The sequence below is a fragment of the Halomonas cupida genome (genome assembly GCF_900142755.1).
Classification (GTDB): Bacteria; Pseudomonadota; Gammaproteobacteria; order Pseudomonadales; family Halomonadaceae; genus Halomonas; species Halomonas cupida.
This window is the reverse complement of sequence record NZ_FRCA01000002.1, coordinates 376,827-392,371: the sequence shown is the minus strand read 5'-3', so window position 1 is coordinate 392,371 and position 15,545 is coordinate 376,827. Positions and strand designations below refer to the sequence as shown.

Here is a 15,545-nt window from a genome sequence, read left to right as displayed (position 1 = left end):
CGTTATGCCTCCTGCTAGATCAGCAGCGTGGGAAGACGGACGTTCAGCAACTCGATGAACACCATTACGACAAGCGCCGATACCGCAAGGGAAAAACCGAGAATGGCCCACCAGCGTTTCTCGCCCTGTAGATAAAGGGCCAGGCTGATGAACACAAAGCTGCCTAGATCGAATCCGATGGTGGGAATCAGTGCCACATACAGCGTTAGAAGCCCCATGAACAGCACGGCGGGCATGGGGGAGGCACCTGACGTGCTGTTTGAGGCATCGTGGGCAGGCATATGGCGGCGGCGATACCAGTCGGTGACCTTGGTCCCCGCATTGATCAGCAGCGCGGTGATACCGATACCCGCTGCTGGAACGATCAACAGCCAGTCAGTGACGCCGCGGGCATCGGCGTGTACATCATGGGCGTAGTAACCGAATGCCGCTGCCAGCGCCAGGGCGAACAGTACGTTACCCAAGGGAAACTGCTCTTTCCGATTCTCCGATGCCATGCTGCACCCCCTACTTGCTTTGAGTGGCCCCGTATCACTTGAGCAGCGGAGCGTACTGTTTGACCACCTCATAGGCTTCGTCGATCAGCGCCTGACTTTCCTCCGGAGTCACCCAGTCAGCGCCAACTGATGCTTCGGCTGCCCACTCCCGGAACTCATCGCTTTGCAGGGTTTCCTTGTAAACCTGAGCGATGCGTTTATAACGCTCGGGATGCTCCTCCTCCAATGAGGCGTGAGCGATGAGACCAGTCACGTTGCCACCGATCAGTGGCAATGGGTCGACACCCATCTCAGCCATCTCATCGTTGAAGAGTGGAGCGTCCCAGTTGTCGCCAGGTCGGTTGTTGACCACGGCCAGTGCACGAACCTCATCGCTGATGGTCAGCGCGGCTTCGGCGGCCAGGATCTCGAAGTCGACTTGATTGCCCGCCAGCGCCGTGCGCAATGGGGCGCCGCCGCTGTAAGTTACGAAGCGCACGTTGTCATGTTCGATGTCGAGGGCATCCATCATCACCAGTGTCTGTAGGTGTCCGCCGTTACCGACGATGATGCCGGAACTCAATTCGCCGGGTTCCCGCATGGCGTCGACCAGCTCTTCCAGGCTCTTGTACGGGCTGTCCTTATGAACGGCGACGATTCCATAGTCGTTCCATTGGGCGCTGAGCAGCTGGAAGTCTTCCCATTTGACCGGGGCTCCACCGATCTCAATGGCGCTGGCCAGGTAGGGTGTCGCTTGCATGACCAACAAGGTCTGTCCGTCGGCGGGCTGCTGCTGAAAGTAAGTGGCACCCAGTGCACCGGCTCCACCGGCACGGTTAACGACACTGACCGGCACATCGAAGCGTGGCGACATGTGCTCAGCGAGGCCTCGGGCCACGCGATCCGCACTGCCCCCAGCATCGAAGGGCACGATAATTTCGATGGGCTCTTCCGGCCAATCCGCCTGGGCAGCGGTGACGACTCCAATGCTTAAAACGAGGCAGGACATACCAGCTGCCAGCTGAGGCAGGCCACGCTTTATCTCTGAGTCAAGAGGCTTCTGGTGAGGTTTCGTGAAGTGGTTCATTTGGCGTCTCTCCAGAGTCGTTATTGTTGACCTTGGCCAAGAACTGGCATGGACTATTGATGCATGGTATTTTTGTTATGTCAATAGGACATGACGGTTGCTTACCGGCAACCCGATTGGAGGGAGATGAGAATGGTAGAGCACGCGAAACGGCACGCTGCAGGTGAGGCGAGCGACCCTTGGCCAAAACACCATCGTGTCTATCTGGTGTTGCGGCAGGAGATTCTGGAGGGGCGTTACACGCCTGATAAACCGTTGCCCAACGAGCTGTTGCTGACCGAGCAGTTCCAGGTGTCACGCATTACCATTCGCAAGGCGATGGAACGCCTGGATCGTGAAGGTTTAGTGGTGCGCTACCGCGGCAAGGGAACCTTTCCGGTGGCATCCAATGAATCGTCGCCGGTTCAGGCGAGCATCTCAGGGGTGATCGAGAACTTGATCGCGATGGGCCTCAAGACCGAAGTCAGGGTGCTCGACTTCAACTACGTGGCGGCATCGGCCAACGTCTCCCAGGCACTGGCGATCCCACCGGGTGCCCTGGTGCAGAAGGCAATACGGGTTCGGAGCCATCGTGATTCGCCATTCTCCCTTCTGACGACCTATGTGCCCGAGGCTATCGGCCGCACTTTCAATCAGGGCGATTTGACCCACCAACCGCTGTTGCTGTTACTCGAACGCGCCGGCGCCAAAGTCACGCGTGCCGAGCAGTCCATCACCGCCAAGCTAGCCACGCCGAAGCAAGCGGAGGTTCTGGAAATGGAGCCGGGAGATGCTTTGCTCTGCATTCGTCGCATCGTATTCGATGAGAACGATCTCCCAGTGGAGTACATCGAGGGCTACTACCGCCCCGATACCTACGAGCATCAGATGTCGCTTGGTCGCCAGATGCACGACGACAGGTGCGTCTGGGAGACACGATAAAGCCTTTTGAATGATCGATAACCACAACAGAGGAACTGCTATGACGCCGTTAGCGATGCTGATCGACCAAGCCGAGGGAGCTGTCGTTGCGCCGGGAGTCTATGATCCATTCACGGCCAACCTGGCGACTCAGGCGGGTTTCGACTGCCTGTATCTCTCCGGCGCAAGCCTGGCCTATACCCAGTTGGGGCGGCCCGACCTGGGACTCGTGACCATGACCGAGGTTGCCGACAGTATCGCGGCCATTCGCGACCGCGTCGATGCTGCACTGATCGTAGACGCTGATACCGGCTACGGTAACGCGCTCAATGTGCAGCGTACCATGCGGATGTTCGAACGCAGTGGAGCGTCGGCCATTCAGCTAGAGGACCAAACCTTTCCCAAGCGCTGCGGGCACCTCAGCGGTAAATCGCTGATCTCCGCCGATGAAATGGTAGGCAAGATTCAGGCGGCGGCGGATGCACGGTACAGCGAGGCGACCCAGATCATTGCCCGTACCGACGGGATTGCTGTCGAAGGCATCACCGCGGCGCTGGAGCGGGCCGAGCGCTACCTGGAGGCAGGCGCCGACGTATTATTCATTGAGGCGCCGCAATCCCTTGAGCAACAGCGGATGATAACCGAACATTTCGGCCAGAGGGTGCCACTGTTGGCCAATATGGTGGAAGGTGGCCGCACCCCGGCAGCCAGTGCTGATGAGCTGGCCGAGATCGGCTTCAAGCTGGTGATCTTCCCCGGCGGGTTGGCAAGAGCGGTGAGCCGCCAGGTCATCGCTTACTTCGAGAGCCTCAAGGCTCACGGTACCACCGAGCCCTTTCGCGACCGAATGGCCGGGTTTGATGAGTTGAACCGAGCCGTAGGGTTACCGGAGATGCTGGAAACTGCCGAGCGATATGCAGTCAATTAGTGCCCGTTATGAGCGGCCGCACCACCGGGGCAGTGGTGCGATGACGTCAGGCACGAGTCGAGATTTTAAAGCTTTACAGTCACGTTCTTGTTACGCAGGTAGTTGTCCAGTGCCAACCATCCTTTCTCTCGGCCGAAGCCGGAGTGCTTTGTGCCGCCTGCAGGTGCGTAGATTCCACCGGCGAAGTACTTATTGATGGTGACCTGGCCAGCGCCGATCTCGGCGGCCGGCCAGGCGCACAGACCATAGTCGGTGCCGTTAGCCATGGCGAGGGCTTCCTCGTCGTTGCTGATTACCTGCATCGCCAGCACCGGCCCGAAGAGCTCTTCCTGGACCAGGCGGTCGTCTCTTTCTAGTCGGTCGATCACGGCAGGCTCGAAGAACCAGCCTTGGCCACCTGTCGGATGCTTTGGATCCGGAACAGATTCGAGCTGGCCGCTCCAACCGTCGAAATAAGGTGCTGAGGGGACAGAACCGATTGATCTGGTGCCTGCCGCTGGGTGTCCTCTATCATCAGCTCCACTAGCAGGCGGAGCACCAGCATTTCGCGTTCCAGACTCATGAAGTATGCGGCTTCAGCGTTCCAGCTTCCCCCGATCATCACATCCCATACTGTCGACATGAGCTGGGTGTGCTATTAACCCGGCATGCTTTCATGTTGGGTTAATGGCGGCACAGGGACGTGCCGCCGTCGGCCATCAGGCCGACGCGAGACCGCACCACACCAGCAGATCCGCGCATCTGCGCCATGTGGTGCGGACGACAATCAAATCGATCAGGATGAGCTATTTGATTGCCATGTTAATAGTACAGCCGCAGCCACTCTCGTCAGTACGCCACTTCATGCCACGTGACGCGGCTCTCCTGATCCCCAACTGTTGTAAAACCCCAGGCGCGGCAGGGCTTCACGGCTCAGCGCCGGTGCTTTTTCCATGGAGAGCTCTTGGTGAAATATGCGTTGGAAGTGCTTGATTCAAGGGGCTGAGGGTATAGGCTGAGGTTAAAGGAGCCGGGACATTCATATGGAGGTGATGGTGTACGCACTCTTTCGCGTAGCAGTGGCGCTGGTGGTGGCAATCGCCTTCGTGGTCTTTGTGACACGGGCCCAGGAGGCGTTGGCCAATGGTCCGCTCTTTTCGTTTGTGGCCGATTGGCAGATTGTGACCAAGGTCTTCGGTGTGGTTGTTGCCGTTGGGGTCTGGACGCTACTGGGGAAAAAGTAACCGGGCTTTCGAAGAGGCGGTGGCGCTTCAGCAGCCCAGGGACGGCTGTTGATCTGCTGAAAGCCGTTTGTCGGATGGTTTGGCAGTGGGGCTGGTCTATTCCGGCACCAACCACTCAACACAGGAACGGGGCTCATGTGGCCCCGTTCGTGTTTCTGCTGATTGTATTTCTGCTGATTGTGTTCAGCGCTTACATGGCGGTGATAACGGTCATCACCAGGTTGTCGTCGACCTTGACCGGGCCGTCTTCTGTGGCGCCCAGCGTGTATTCGAATACGCCAGCCTGCGTGCCGCCATCCTCACCGTGGAGCATCAACATCAGGTGATCGCCGGAGGCGACGGATTCGGTGAGCAGGGCGGTCACGTCCGTATTCTCGCCAGCTCTGAGAGGGGCATAGCCGACCACGGGACCGGGTTTGTGGCTCTCGTCGGTACGGTGCACCACCAGCCAGCCGTTGGCATCGGCCGTGATCTTCTGCGCCGAGACGGCTCCATCGGCAACGGATTGATCCTCAGCCCAGACGCCCAGCTCCATGTGGCCTTCATGACCTTCTTCCGACATGTCCTCCGCATGATGGGCGGCAAGCACTACGGATGCTCCAGCGATCAGAGACGCAGAAACAATGGCGCTGGAAACGAGTTGCTTGATCATCGTTCTCTCCTTGCTTTGAGGGCACGACCCATCTGATTGAAGTGGTTTTCGATGGGTGTGCCCGTAGCTACGAGAGAAATCCCGGAAGGTTTCAGCCATGGTGAAAAAATCTACAGACTGTGTTGGCCATCCTCGTCGGCAGTGGAGTAGAGGTAGCCGTGTATGGCCGGGCCAGTGGGTTGTCCGGTGGGGGAGCCGCCTTCCGGCTCGACGCTGATGCCGAAGGTCGCGTTCCTGAGCAGGTCCGGGTCGTACTCTTGAAGTGCGGTGCTCTGGAGTCTCATATCGTCGGTCAGTACGCCCACGGAATGCGGTTTCGGGCCAAGAGATGGCTCCTTGATCCAGAGCTGGTAGGACTGGCCGGAAAGTGGCTCGGCAGTTACCGCCTGAACTTGTAACTGACGGCTCTCGAGATCGACGGTGAGCATGAAGGCCGGTTGCTGGTCGTTCTGCTGGAAGACGGCCACGAAGGACTGTGGTGTCGAAGGCTGCAGGATCTGGGCAAGCAGAACGCCCACCAGCACCAGTGCTGCAGCGGAGGTCAGCCCGGTGCTCCACTGCCAGAATCTGAGGCGTTTGTGGAGCGCGACAACACGGTTGTCCTCTTCGCGAGTGCTGGTTGTCGGCTGCTGGGTGCCGTTCTCCAGTGTTTCGATGCGCTGCTCGATGCGTGCCAGCAATCCAGGGCCGGGGACGATATCCTGTACCTCGTCACCGAGCGGCGCCAGACGCTGCTGCCAGAGCTCGATCAAGGCCTCCAGCTCGGGTTCCTGTTGGCGTCGCTGTTCAACCAGCGCGCGTTCGCGGGAATCCAGTGTGCCCAGCACGAATTCTGCGGCCAGCATGTCGAGATCGTCGTGTTCGTTCATGATGACAAACACCCCTTGAGTTGCTTGAGCGCACGATGCAGCCAGGTCTTGATGGTATTCACCGGTTGGTTGAACTGTGTGGCCAGGTCGGCCCGTGACCAGCCATCCAGATAGGCGAGTCGTACCATCTCGCGACGATCCCGCTCCAGTTCATCCAGACACTGGTACAGGCGTTGGGCGTCCTGCTGATGCTCGAGATGTGCCTGGGCGCCGGGGTCACTGGAGGCGGTCTGGTTCAGGACGTCATCGCCTTCCGGCTGGCTGGCGGGTTGGCGACGCAGGTAGTCGATGGCGCCATGGCGAGCAATGGTTACCAGCCAGGTGATCGGTGAGGCCTTGCGGGCGTCGAACTGGGCGGCCTTCTGCCAGATGTTGACGTAGGCCTCCTGGACGATGTCTTCCGCGAGTCCGCGATGATTCTGCAATCCCTTGTTGCTCAAGATACGCAGCACCGTGCCGAAGAGTTTCGCGGATGTTGTTGCGTAGAGCAGGGCAAAGGCATCGCGGTCCTTGTGTGCCACACGCTGGAGCAGGTCGTTGAGCCTGGCAATATCGGCTGTCGGCGCTGAACGGCTGGGGGCGTCCTGTCGTGCAGCGGAAGAACCGGATGCGTCGGTCATGCAGGAGTTCCTGATGAATGGACCGCAAAGTCGTCCAGGTCGAGGTAGAGTGCTGTCTCTGGTGCGTATTGGTCAAGATTGCACTGGGGGAGCCTGCAGCATCTCCCCCAGCATCGGCAGCATGTCGCGGGTCTGTTCAGGTTTTGGTCGGCCCTCTAGAAGGGATACGTCCGGGGCGTATTCATCAGACTTACCCATTGTGATTGTGTGAACTCTTCGAGGTTGGCTGGGCCGCCGAATCTGCCTGAATTTCCCGAGTCCCCGAAGCCACCGAAGGGCACCTGGAACTCATTGTTCACGGTTTGATCGTTTATGTGGATCATGCCCGCCGGGATTCTTTCCGCCAGGTCCAGCGCCCGTCCAATAGAGCTGGAGTGGATGGCTGCAGCGAGCCCGTAGGATGATGCAGAAACTTTCTCGATCAGTTCTTCTTCATCATGAAAGGTGGTTACTGGAGCAACGGGGCCAAACAGTTCCTGCTGGAATGCGGGCATATCGATACTGACGTTGCTGAGCACTGTGGGGCGATAGAATTGACCGTGGCTGTGGCCGCCCGTGACCAGCCGAGCGCCATCATTGATCGATGCAGTAACGGCCATGTCGAGCTTTTCCAACTGCTGTGCATTGATCAGCGGGCCGATATCCGCAGTACCGAGAAACGGGTCGGCAACCGTTAGTCTCTCGGCGCGCTCGGCCAGCTTGCTGATGTATGCCTCGGCCACGCTGTGGTGGACAAAGTGCCTGCCGGACTGCATGCAGATCTGGCCTTGATGAAGGTAGGCACCCCAGGCGCCGTGGGATGCCGCTGCATCGATGTCTGCATCATCCAGCACGATGAAGGCATTGTTGCCGCCGAGCTCCAGGGCGGATTTCTTGAGCAACTCACCACAGGTCCTGCCGATTTTTCTGCCGACGGCGGTTGAGCCGGTGAATGAGATCATGGCTGTCAGCGGGTGTGTTACCAACGCTTCGCCTGCTTCAGCGCCCCCCGGTATTACCTGGAGCACGCCGGCGGGTAGACCCGCCTCCTCGAACAGTCTGGCAATGAGCAATCCACCGGTCACTGCGCTTTGATGGTCTGGCTTCAGCACCACGCTATTGCCCACCGCGATAGCTGGAGCCACCGAGCGCATGGCCAGCAGCAGAGGAAAATTCCAGGGAGTGATGACACCGACGACACCCAACGGAACTCGCCGACAGGTGTTGCGTCGTCCGGGCATGCTCGATGGCAGGGTGATGCCATCGGGTTGCATGGTCATGGCCGCGGCCATGTTCAGCTGTTCATGGGTGGAGTGAAGCTCGGCTTCAGCCTTGGGGACAATGGAGCCGCATTCGCGGATGTTCCATTCGATGAAGGTGTCCCTGTGCTCGAGAAGGAGCTCGGCCGCGCGCCGCAGAATACGAGCTCGTTGATCGAAGGGCAGGCGTGCCCATGCGGGCTGTTGAGCCTTGGCTTCTACGATGGCCTCGCGGATGTCCTCGCTGTTACCTATTGCGGTGCGAGCGAGCACCTTGCCTGTCGCTGGCTCGACGACATCGCTGGTTCCGCCCCGAGATTCGCGCCAGTCATTGAGGTAGATCCTGTTGCTGTAGGTTTCCGCGTTGAAGAAAGTGCTCATTGCTGTTGGCTCCATCAAGGAATTGGTGGGGTCGCTCAGGACTGAGGAACGTTGACCTTACGGGTGTGTCCGATTTCCGACCAGACCGCCCACACAGCGGTGATCAACGAGACGGCAATGAAGAACAGGGGCACCGGACGTGTCAGCAGTGGTAGGTAGCTGTTGCCGTAGACAACCAGTCCGGAACGAAGGTTCTCCTCGGCCATCGGCGTCAGAATGAAGGCGATGATGAAGGGACCAAGAGGGATTCTGGCGCGAGACATGAGGTAACCCAGGCATGCAAATCCGATCATTGCAGTGACATCGAAGATCCGCCCGGATACCGAGAATGCGCCGATGAAGCAGAAGATCACGATAGGCGGAAGCAACCAGGCCTTGTCGATATACATCATGCGTGAGATGAGCGGCGTGGCGAACCACATCACTGCCAGCATGACCAGGTTGGCGGCCAGCGCACCGGCGATGATGGTGTAGGCCACTTCCGGATTCTGGGCGAAGAGAAGCGGGCCCGGATTCAGGTTGTGAATGACCATGGCGCCGAGGAGGATGGCGGTAACGACCGACCCGGGAATACCCAGGGTGATAAGCGGCACCAGCGCTCCCACTGATCCCGCGTTGTTGGCGCTCTCCGCGGCCACGATACCTTCACTGCAACCTGTGCCGAATTTCGAGGAATCCTTCGAGAATCCCTTGGCAGTCGAGTAGGAGGCAATCGAGGCCGTGGTGCCACCCACTCCCGGGAGAATGCCGATCCATGTCCCGATGATGGACGATCTGATGACGTTCCAGACGTTGTCTTTCAGATCCCTGATCTTGATGGTCACTTTATTGGAGCTGTCACTCTTCTGGATCAGGCGATCGCCAGTACTGCCGCTATCGATCAACACCTGGCTGAGCACCAGGAGCCCGAGCATGACGGGCAGCAAGGTGAAGCCGTTATCCAGTGCTGGAACGCCAAAGGTGAGGCGCAGTGCTCCGGATACGGGGTCGATACCTGGAAGTGAGAACATGGCTCCGAGTGCGGCAGCCAGTAGCCCATTGATGAAACTGCCCTTTGAAATAGCGGCAATCAGGGTGAGTGCAACGACCGCCATGGAGAAGATTTCGTAGGGACCGAAACGCACGGCCAGCGTTGAAAGCAGCGGTGAGATGGTCGCAAGGACCAGCCACGCGGCCATGCCTCCAACGAAGGAGGCAACCACCCCGAGTCCGAGAGCTCGAGCAGGCTCACCCTTCTGGGCCATGGGGAAACCGTCGAGTGTGGTCATTATCGCTGACTCCGTTCCCGGCATGCGCATGAGCGTTGCGCTGATCAATCCGCCGGTAGTAGAGCCGATATACATGGCCACCAGAAGCACCAGGGCGTCTGATGCCTGCATGAAGTAGGTGGCAGGCAATGTCAGTGCAATTACCATCGCGCCGGATAGACCCGGAATCGATCCAATCAGTATTCCCACGACGGTGCCAAGCAATACCCATAGCATTCCGGAGAACGAGAAGACTTCCATATATGCGCTAATCATGATCTGCACCTGTTGGTGTTTGATTACAGGTCAAGGTACAAAACCTGAGTGGCGATGTAGTCCAGTATCAGGGAGAAGGCCACGATCACCAGACACCGGATGATGAGGGGAGTGACCCCGGCAGGCTTTTTCAGGAAAGACATGGCCGCCATCAGAAACAGTGATGTACTGATCCACCATGCCAGATTGAGAAAATGGGTCATCGCGACGAAGGCGACGAGTAGTGACAACATGACCAACGATCTTGTGAATCGTGAGCTGTCTTTCTCTTTCTCTTTCTCTTTCTCGTTCTCTTTCTCCTCGCGTGCTTGTGGGGTAACAAATAATTGCAGAGATTTCAGCAAGACAAGCAGCACAGTCACCGTGGCAATGGCGCTCGGGAAGGCTGCTGAACCCATGGGTTCGAAGGTTGGTTCGGGAAGCTCTCTTGCACTGCTGAACGCCAGTATTCCCATCATCAGAGCAATGAAAAGAAAGCTGATCTCATAGCGGAGTCTGAATAGGTTTGTCATTGGTCACTCCGGACAAGTCGGCATAAGCGGGCCGTAGCCCGCTTACTGATCAGTTGGTAGGGGTGCCCTTGACGATATCGGCGACCTCAACGAAGGTTGCGTACTCTTCATCAACGAGTGTGCGCAGCTCCTCACCTCTGACGATCTTCAGTGTCTCGCCGGACTCGGCCAGGTATTCCTTCACTTCATCGGTATTCGCCGCAGCCTCGATGGCATCTGCCAGTACATCGATGTTCTCCTGGGGCGTGCCCGATGGCGCCCAGTATCGACGGTTTAGGCACGCGGTGACGTCGTAGCCCTGCTCTGCAGCTGTCGGGACATCGGGAGCAGAGTCATAGCGCTCATCACCCAATACGGCGAGGGGACGAACCTTGCCTGCTGCGCGCTCCAGCCACAGGGGCGAGAGCAGAGCCATATTGGTAAAGCCGCCCTGTAAAGATGAAAACCGGGCTGAGGTGGCCCCCACCGGAACGACGGGCCACTGCACATCCGCCGCTTTCATCAGCTGTACGGAAGGAAAGTGAGTGGCACCACCAATATCGTCTGCCTGACGAAAGCTGTCTGGCGCTTCATTGATACCGCTGAACATTTCATCGAGATTGGTATAGGGAGAATCTTCGCTGACAGCGACAAACATGCAGGCTTCACTGACCTGGATAATGGGCTCGAAGTCTGCTGGCGTGTAGTCCACTCGGCCAATGGCTGACGCGGCGAACATTTCCTGGTGGATCTGAAGGATGGTGTAGCCATCGGGGTCCGAAGCCAGCAACTGGCGAGTGCCGACGGCGCCGGCAGCGCCATCCGCGTTGACCACGACAAAAGGCACCGGAAGGAGGTCATCCTGTTCTATGGTTCGCTGGATGGCGCGGGCCAGGCCGTCTGTTCCCCCACCTGCGCCGAAAGGCACGATCAGCTTGATGGGGCTGGAGGGGTAGTCGTCCGCAGCGTAGCTCACGGAAGTCGATGACAGCGCTAGAGAGGTCATGAGTATTATTGTCAGTCTCTTCATGATGCTGTTCCTGTTGTTATGGAGCTGCTATTGAGCTGCTATTGAGTTGGCGTAATTCGAGTTGATGTCGCACGAGTCGGTGTTATATGGGCTCGCGTATTACGAGTTCGCGTATTGCAGAAAACAGGCGCTTTGATCACTTACCCAGCCCGCGAGATGTGGGCATTCTGGCGAGTTCCTTCAGAGCATCTTTATTCAGGGTGAAGCCGAGGCCGGGGTTGCTCGGGGCATGGATCAGCCCGTTCTCTGGCTTCGGCAATCCATCGAAGATCTGCTCGAGGCACTTCACGGCGAAAATGTGGTACTCCACCATGCCGCCGTTTCGGACTCCGGCGTGGAGATGGAGGTTATGGAAGGGCCAGGCGCCACCGTTGTCGATTCCGGTGTTGAAGGCTTCGGCCATACCGGCGATCCTGGCGCATTGGGTGTAGCCACCAGTGATGGCAACATTGGGTTGCAGGATATCCAGCGATTCGTTGAGCAGGAGTTGCTTGAACTTGGAGGACTGGCCTTCATTCTGCCCACCCGCCAGCGGTATGCGGGTGCGTGCTCGTAGTTGTTTCAGCTGTTGCGGATCATTGCCGATAATGGGCTCCTCGAAGAAGGAGATGTCATAACCTTCGAGGCGTTCGGCCAGCCAGGCCGCATGATAGGGGTCGAGGTTGCAGTTGGCGTCAATGAAGACTTCGGCATCCTTGCCTACGGTTTCCCTGAGTGTCTCTACGCGGCGAATGTCATTACGCAATGCGTCCAGTATCGGCCTGGGCTCATCTCGGCGTTTGAGGGCGTTATGACCCACCACCATCTTGAATTTGTTGAATCCCTCGGCCTGCCAGGTGCGGGCTACATCTGCCAATTGGTCGTTGTCGAAGAAGTCGAAGCCGATGGTGGCATAGGTGGCCACCTTGTCCCGGGCGCCGCCAAGGAGTTTCCAGACGGGCTGGCCCAGGGCTTGTCCCTTGATGTCCCACAGAGCAATATCGACCGCTGCGATGGCGTGGCAGGCGTATCCTGATTGGCCTCGAGGTGTCATCAGCCAATACAGCTTGTTCCAGATCCTGTCGGTACAAATAGGGTCTTCGCCGATGATGGCGGGGGCCACGATGTTGTTGATGGTAAAGGCGATGACTTCCTCTTCAGTGATCGCCGTCATGCCCACACCGACCAGCCCGTCGTCGGTAGTCACTTCCACCACACAGATGCCCAGTGTCGCCTTCCTTGGCTTCCCACATGAGTTGAACTCTGCTGGTACGTTGACTGCGGTGGCCTTGATCTCTGCAATTTTCATTATTCAATCTTCCTGGATGGTGGCTTGTTGATTGGAGTTTTCTACAAGATTTCCTTCTAGTTCGGAGACCGTTGAGCAACCCAGTTGGCTCATGCAGCCCTCGAACTCATCCTTGAGAATACTCAGTGCCTTGAAGGCGCCTTCTTCTCCCCCGGCCGCAAGGCCGTATAGCGCTGCACGCCCGATCAGAGTGGCATTCGCGCCTAGCGCGCAGGCCTTGGCGATATCACGTCCACGTCGAATTCCGCCATCGATCAGCACATCAGCGTTGAGGTTTCTGGTATCGAGACTTGCCAGTGCATCGATTGTCGAGACCGTCGTGTCGAGCTGGCGGCCACCGTGATTCGACAGCACTACACCTTCGATTCCGTAGCGTTGGCACTTATCGAGATCGTCCTGATGCAGCAGCCCCTTGAGGATGATCTGGCCCGGCCAGAGGTCTCGTATTCTCGCCACGTCGTCCCAGGTGAATCCCGCATCCATGGAGCGACTGAGTAGTGCTGCGCGGGCTTCGGGAGACAGGGCGTCACGGTCGGCGAGATTCCCGAGCTGTGGCGTGCCATTTTTCAGGAAGTCGAGTGCCCAGGCTGGATGGGTCAGCCCGTCGAGGATGGTCTTCAGGTTGTAGCGGATGGGGAGACCGAAGCCGTTGCGTAGATCGCGCTCGCGCTTGCCATTGACGACCACGTCAGTGGTGATGACGAGCTTGCGATACTCGAGATCTCTGGCACGACGCACCAGGCTCTGAGCCAGGCTTTTCTCGATCACATAAAGCTGAAACCAATGCTCTCCGTCTACCTGTTCGGCGACCGCCTCCAGCGAGTCGGAGGATGCTGTCGAGAGCACGAATGGAATGCCCACGCGGGCGGCTGCCTTCGCCAGAGCGATATCACCATTGGGCCAGAACAATGAATTGAGCCCGGTTGGTGCCATCACTCCGGGGAACGAGGCGGGGCTGCCGAGAATATGGGTGGAGGTATCTACTGTCGTCAGGTCCGTCAGCCGACGTGGTTTGAATTTCCAGTGGTCGAAGGAAGTGATGTTGTCGGACAGGTTGTGTTCGTCCTCGGCTCCTCCTTCCAGATAGTCGAAGACGAGCCGAGGTAAACGAGAGCGAGCGCCACTTCGCATTTCGTTGATATTGTGGATGTTCTTCAAACGATGCATGGTCAGACACTCTCTATCATGGCTTCGATAAGCACTGGAGAAGCGTCGGAAATAGCGCTGTCGAATGCCTGAGAGAATTCAATGCAGGTCGACACCCTGAGTGCCTTCATACCGTAACCTTCGGCGAGGCGAACGAAGTCGACACCTTCAATTTCAATGCCTGGTACGTTGTGTGTCTTGAACTGGTGGCTGAACCACTTGAGAGCACCGTAGCCACTGTTGTTGATGATGACGAAGACAACGGGCAGTCGGTATCGCACCGCTGTCCAGAGGGCGGTAATGCTGTAGTGAGCGGATCCATCACCGATGAAGGCCACGACAGGCCTGTCCGGGTTTGCGAGCTTTACGCCGAGTGCCGCGGGCATGGCGAAACCCAGTCCTCCCGCTGCTGCGAAGTAATAACTGCCGGGCTCCACCATGGTGACTCGTTCCCACAGGGTGGCAATGGTGGAAGTCGCCTCGTTCAGGTAGGTGGTGTTGCGCGGTGCGATGGATTCCACGATATCGAAAATGGCGCTGGGTTGGAGTGGACTCTGGTCGATCTCATGGCGCTGAATCGGCTTGCGGAAGTCCGGGCAGTCGCCGGTTTTTCGCACACCATGCTCAAGCAGGTAAGAGAGCACTGCATCGACATTCGCCACGATGGCGTTGCCAACCGGAGCTCGCGCGGCTTCCTGAGCATCACCGGTTACCAGAATCAGGCGTGCGCCATCCGGGAGAATATTGCCGGGATCATTCTGGTGATAGCGGAACACGGGTCCGCCAATCACCACGATGAGGTCGTGGTCCGACAGTTTCTGCGCGAGACTTGCCTCACCCGCCGGGAGTATTCCTGCAAAACAGCGATGGTTGGTCGGGAAGGGGCATCGAGGTGCGGAAGGGGCCACCCATACCGGCGCATGTAGCTGCTCGGCGAGTTGCGTGGCCTTGTGGTTGCAACACTGGGCGTCGACTTCTGGGCCGAGAACCAGTACTGGGCTGCTGGCCTGTTCCAGGGCATCCAGTAGCGGCTGGATATCATCGATGCCTGGTGCGCCGAAGTGGACGACTCTACGTGTACTCAGAAGGCGAGCATCATCGGCTATGTGTTTATCCCAATCATCGTAGGGAATGGATACATAAACCGGCCCTCTGGCTGGTGACATGGCACAGTGCAGGGCACGGCTGATGGCGTGGGGGACTTCCTGAGCACTCAAGGGTTCGTAGCTGTCTTTTACCAGAGGCAAGGGCAGCATGCTGGCAGCGGAGTTCTTCAGCAGAGGGTCGGAATAGACCATCGTCCTGGCCTGCTGACCGGCGGTGACCACCAGAGGTACATGGGAGTTTACGGAATTGCTCAAGGCACCCATGGCATTCCCGGTGCCTGCTGCCGCATGCAGGTTGACGAAGCCGGGGAGCCCGGAAGCCTGGGCGTAGCCCTCCGCCATACCAATCGCAACGCCTTCATGCAGGCATAGGATGTACTCGAAGTCGTCAGGAAAATCCTTCAGGAAGTTGAGCTCATTGGAACCGGGGTTGCCGAATACCTTGCAAATTCCATTTTCTCTAAGTATCTGATAAACAGAATCTTTAACAGTTGTTGTCGACTGATTTTCCACCAGAGCTGCCTCGGTTTTTGTGTTTTTCCTTAAGCTAGCTGCGTGGGTTTATTTGAGCAAATAGATAGTTTTTG

Annotated in this window: 17 protein-coding genes; 3 read left to right on the top strand and 14 right to left on the bottom strand. The window is 58.0% G+C overall.

The window, feature by feature from the left end; all coding sequences use genetic code 11:
- Positions 1-14: 14 nt before the first annotated feature.
- Positions 15-497: a tripartite tricarboxylate transporter TctB family protein gene (locus BUE38_RS05925; RefSeq protein ID WP_159438859.1), complete on the bottom strand. Its 483-nt coding sequence runs from the start codon at positions 495-497 to the stop codon at positions 15-17.
- 34 nt (positions 498-531) lie between these two features.
- Complete coding sequence (locus BUE38_RS05920; RefSeq protein ID WP_084541756.1) at positions 532-1,563, bottom strand: Bug family tripartite tricarboxylate transporter substrate binding protein; 1,032 nt, start codon at positions 1,561-1,563, stop codon at positions 532-534.
- A gap of 132 nt (positions 1,564-1,695) precedes the next feature.
- Here BUE38_RS05920 and BUE38_RS05915 point away from each other — a divergent pair, with 132 nt between their 5' ends.
- Positions 1,696-2,484: a GntR family transcriptional regulator gene (locus BUE38_RS05915; RefSeq protein ID WP_073434088.1), complete on the top strand. Its 789-nt coding sequence runs from the start codon at positions 1,696-1,698 to the stop codon at positions 2,482-2,484.
- A 40-nt stretch (positions 2,485-2,524) separates the two neighbouring features.
- Positions 2,525-3,391 (top strand): isocitrate lyase/PEP mutase family protein, encoded by an 867-nt coding sequence (locus BUE38_RS05910; RefSeq protein WP_073434087.1) that lies wholly within the window; start codon positions 2,525-2,527, stop codon positions 3,389-3,391.
- Between the two features lie 65 nt (positions 3,392-3,456).
- Here the strand turns inward: BUE38_RS05910 and BUE38_RS23230 are convergent, their stop codons facing one another.
- Both BUE38_RS23230 and BUE38_RS23225 read right to left on the bottom strand, forming a co-directional pair.
- A complete protein-coding gene (locus tag BUE38_RS23230; protein WP_073434086.1) occupies positions 3,457-3,759 on the bottom strand; it encodes an aldehyde dehydrogenase family protein in 303 nt (100 codons plus the stop codon).
- Positions 3,756-4,013 carry a hypothetical protein gene (locus BUE38_RS23225; RefSeq protein WP_073434085.1) on the bottom strand — a complete coding sequence of 86 codons (258 nt, stop codon included), beginning with the start codon at positions 4,011-4,013 and terminating at the stop codon, positions 3,756-3,758. Before BUE38_RS23225 ends, BUE38_RS23230 begins: the two co-directional genes overlap by 4 nt.
- Before the next feature lie 400 nt (positions 4,014-4,413).
- Between BUE38_RS23225 and BUE38_RS05895 the strand changes: the two genes are divergently transcribed.
- Positions 4,414-4,614, top strand: coding sequence for a hypothetical protein (locus BUE38_RS05895; RefSeq protein WP_073434084.1), 201 nt, complete (start codon positions 4,414-4,416; stop codon positions 4,612-4,614).
- Between the two features lie 190 nt (positions 4,615-4,804).
- Here the strand turns inward: BUE38_RS05895 and BUE38_RS05890 are convergent, their stop codons facing one another.
- The 10 genes from BUE38_RS05890 to mdlC all read right to left on the bottom strand — a co-directional run bounded on the left by BUE38_RS05890 (position 4,805) and on the right by mdlC (position 15,471).
- On the bottom strand, positions 4,805-5,266 hold the full coding sequence (locus BUE38_RS05890; protein WP_073434083.1) for a DUF7282 domain-containing protein: 462 nt from the start codon (positions 5,264-5,266) through the stop codon (positions 4,805-4,807).
- A 110-nt stretch (positions 5,267-5,376) separates the two neighbouring features.
- Entirely contained in the window at positions 5,377-6,135 is a 759-nt protein-coding gene (locus BUE38_RS05885) for an anti-sigma factor (protein WP_073434082.1), read from the bottom strand.
- The gene (locus BUE38_RS05880; protein ID WP_084541753.1) at positions 6,132-6,755 is read right to left on the bottom strand and encodes a sigma-70 family RNA polymerase sigma factor; all 624 of its coding nucleotides are present in this window, start codon (positions 6,753-6,755) and stop codon (positions 6,132-6,134) included. The genes BUE38_RS05885 and BUE38_RS05880 overlap by 4 nt, the downstream gene beginning before the upstream one ends.
- 155 nt (positions 6,756-6,910) lie before the next feature.
- Entirely contained in the window at positions 6,911-8,374 is a 1,464-nt protein-coding gene (locus tag BUE38_RS05875) for a benzaldehyde dehydrogenase (protein ID WP_073434081.1), read from the bottom strand.
- Between the two features lie 35 nt (positions 8,375-8,409).
- Positions 8,410-9,897 (bottom strand): tripartite tricarboxylate transporter permease, encoded by a 1,488-nt coding sequence (locus tag BUE38_RS05870; RefSeq protein WP_073434080.1) that lies wholly within the window; start codon positions 9,895-9,897, stop codon positions 8,410-8,412.
- Between the two features lie 23 nt (positions 9,898-9,920).
- On the bottom strand, positions 9,921-10,409 hold the full coding sequence (locus tag BUE38_RS05865; protein ID WP_073434079.1) for a tripartite tricarboxylate transporter TctB family protein: 489 nt from the start codon (positions 10,407-10,409) through the stop codon (positions 9,921-9,923).
- Positions 10,410-10,458: 49 nt separating this feature from the next.
- Complete coding sequence (locus BUE38_RS05860) at positions 10,459-11,418, bottom strand: Bug family tripartite tricarboxylate transporter substrate binding protein (protein ID WP_073434078.1); 960 nt, start codon at positions 11,416-11,418, stop codon at positions 10,459-10,461.
- A 136-nt stretch (positions 11,419-11,554) separates the two neighbouring features.
- A complete protein-coding gene (locus tag BUE38_RS05855) occupies positions 11,555-12,706 on the bottom strand; it encodes a mandelate racemase/muconate lactonizing enzyme family protein (protein ID WP_073434077.1) in 1,152 nt (383 codons plus the stop codon).
- Between the two features lie 3 nt (positions 12,707-12,709).
- Positions 12,710-13,873, bottom strand: coding sequence for an alpha-hydroxy-acid oxidizing protein (locus BUE38_RS05850; protein ID WP_084541752.1), 1,164 nt, complete (start codon positions 13,871-13,873; stop codon positions 12,710-12,712).
- Positions 13,874-13,875: 2 nt separating this feature from the next.
- Positions 13,876-15,471: a benzoylformate decarboxylase gene (gene mdlC / locus BUE38_RS05845; protein ID WP_073434076.1), complete on the bottom strand. Its 1,596-nt coding sequence runs from the start codon at positions 15,469-15,471 to the stop codon at positions 13,876-13,878.
- Positions 15,472-15,545 lie beyond the last annotated feature (74 nt).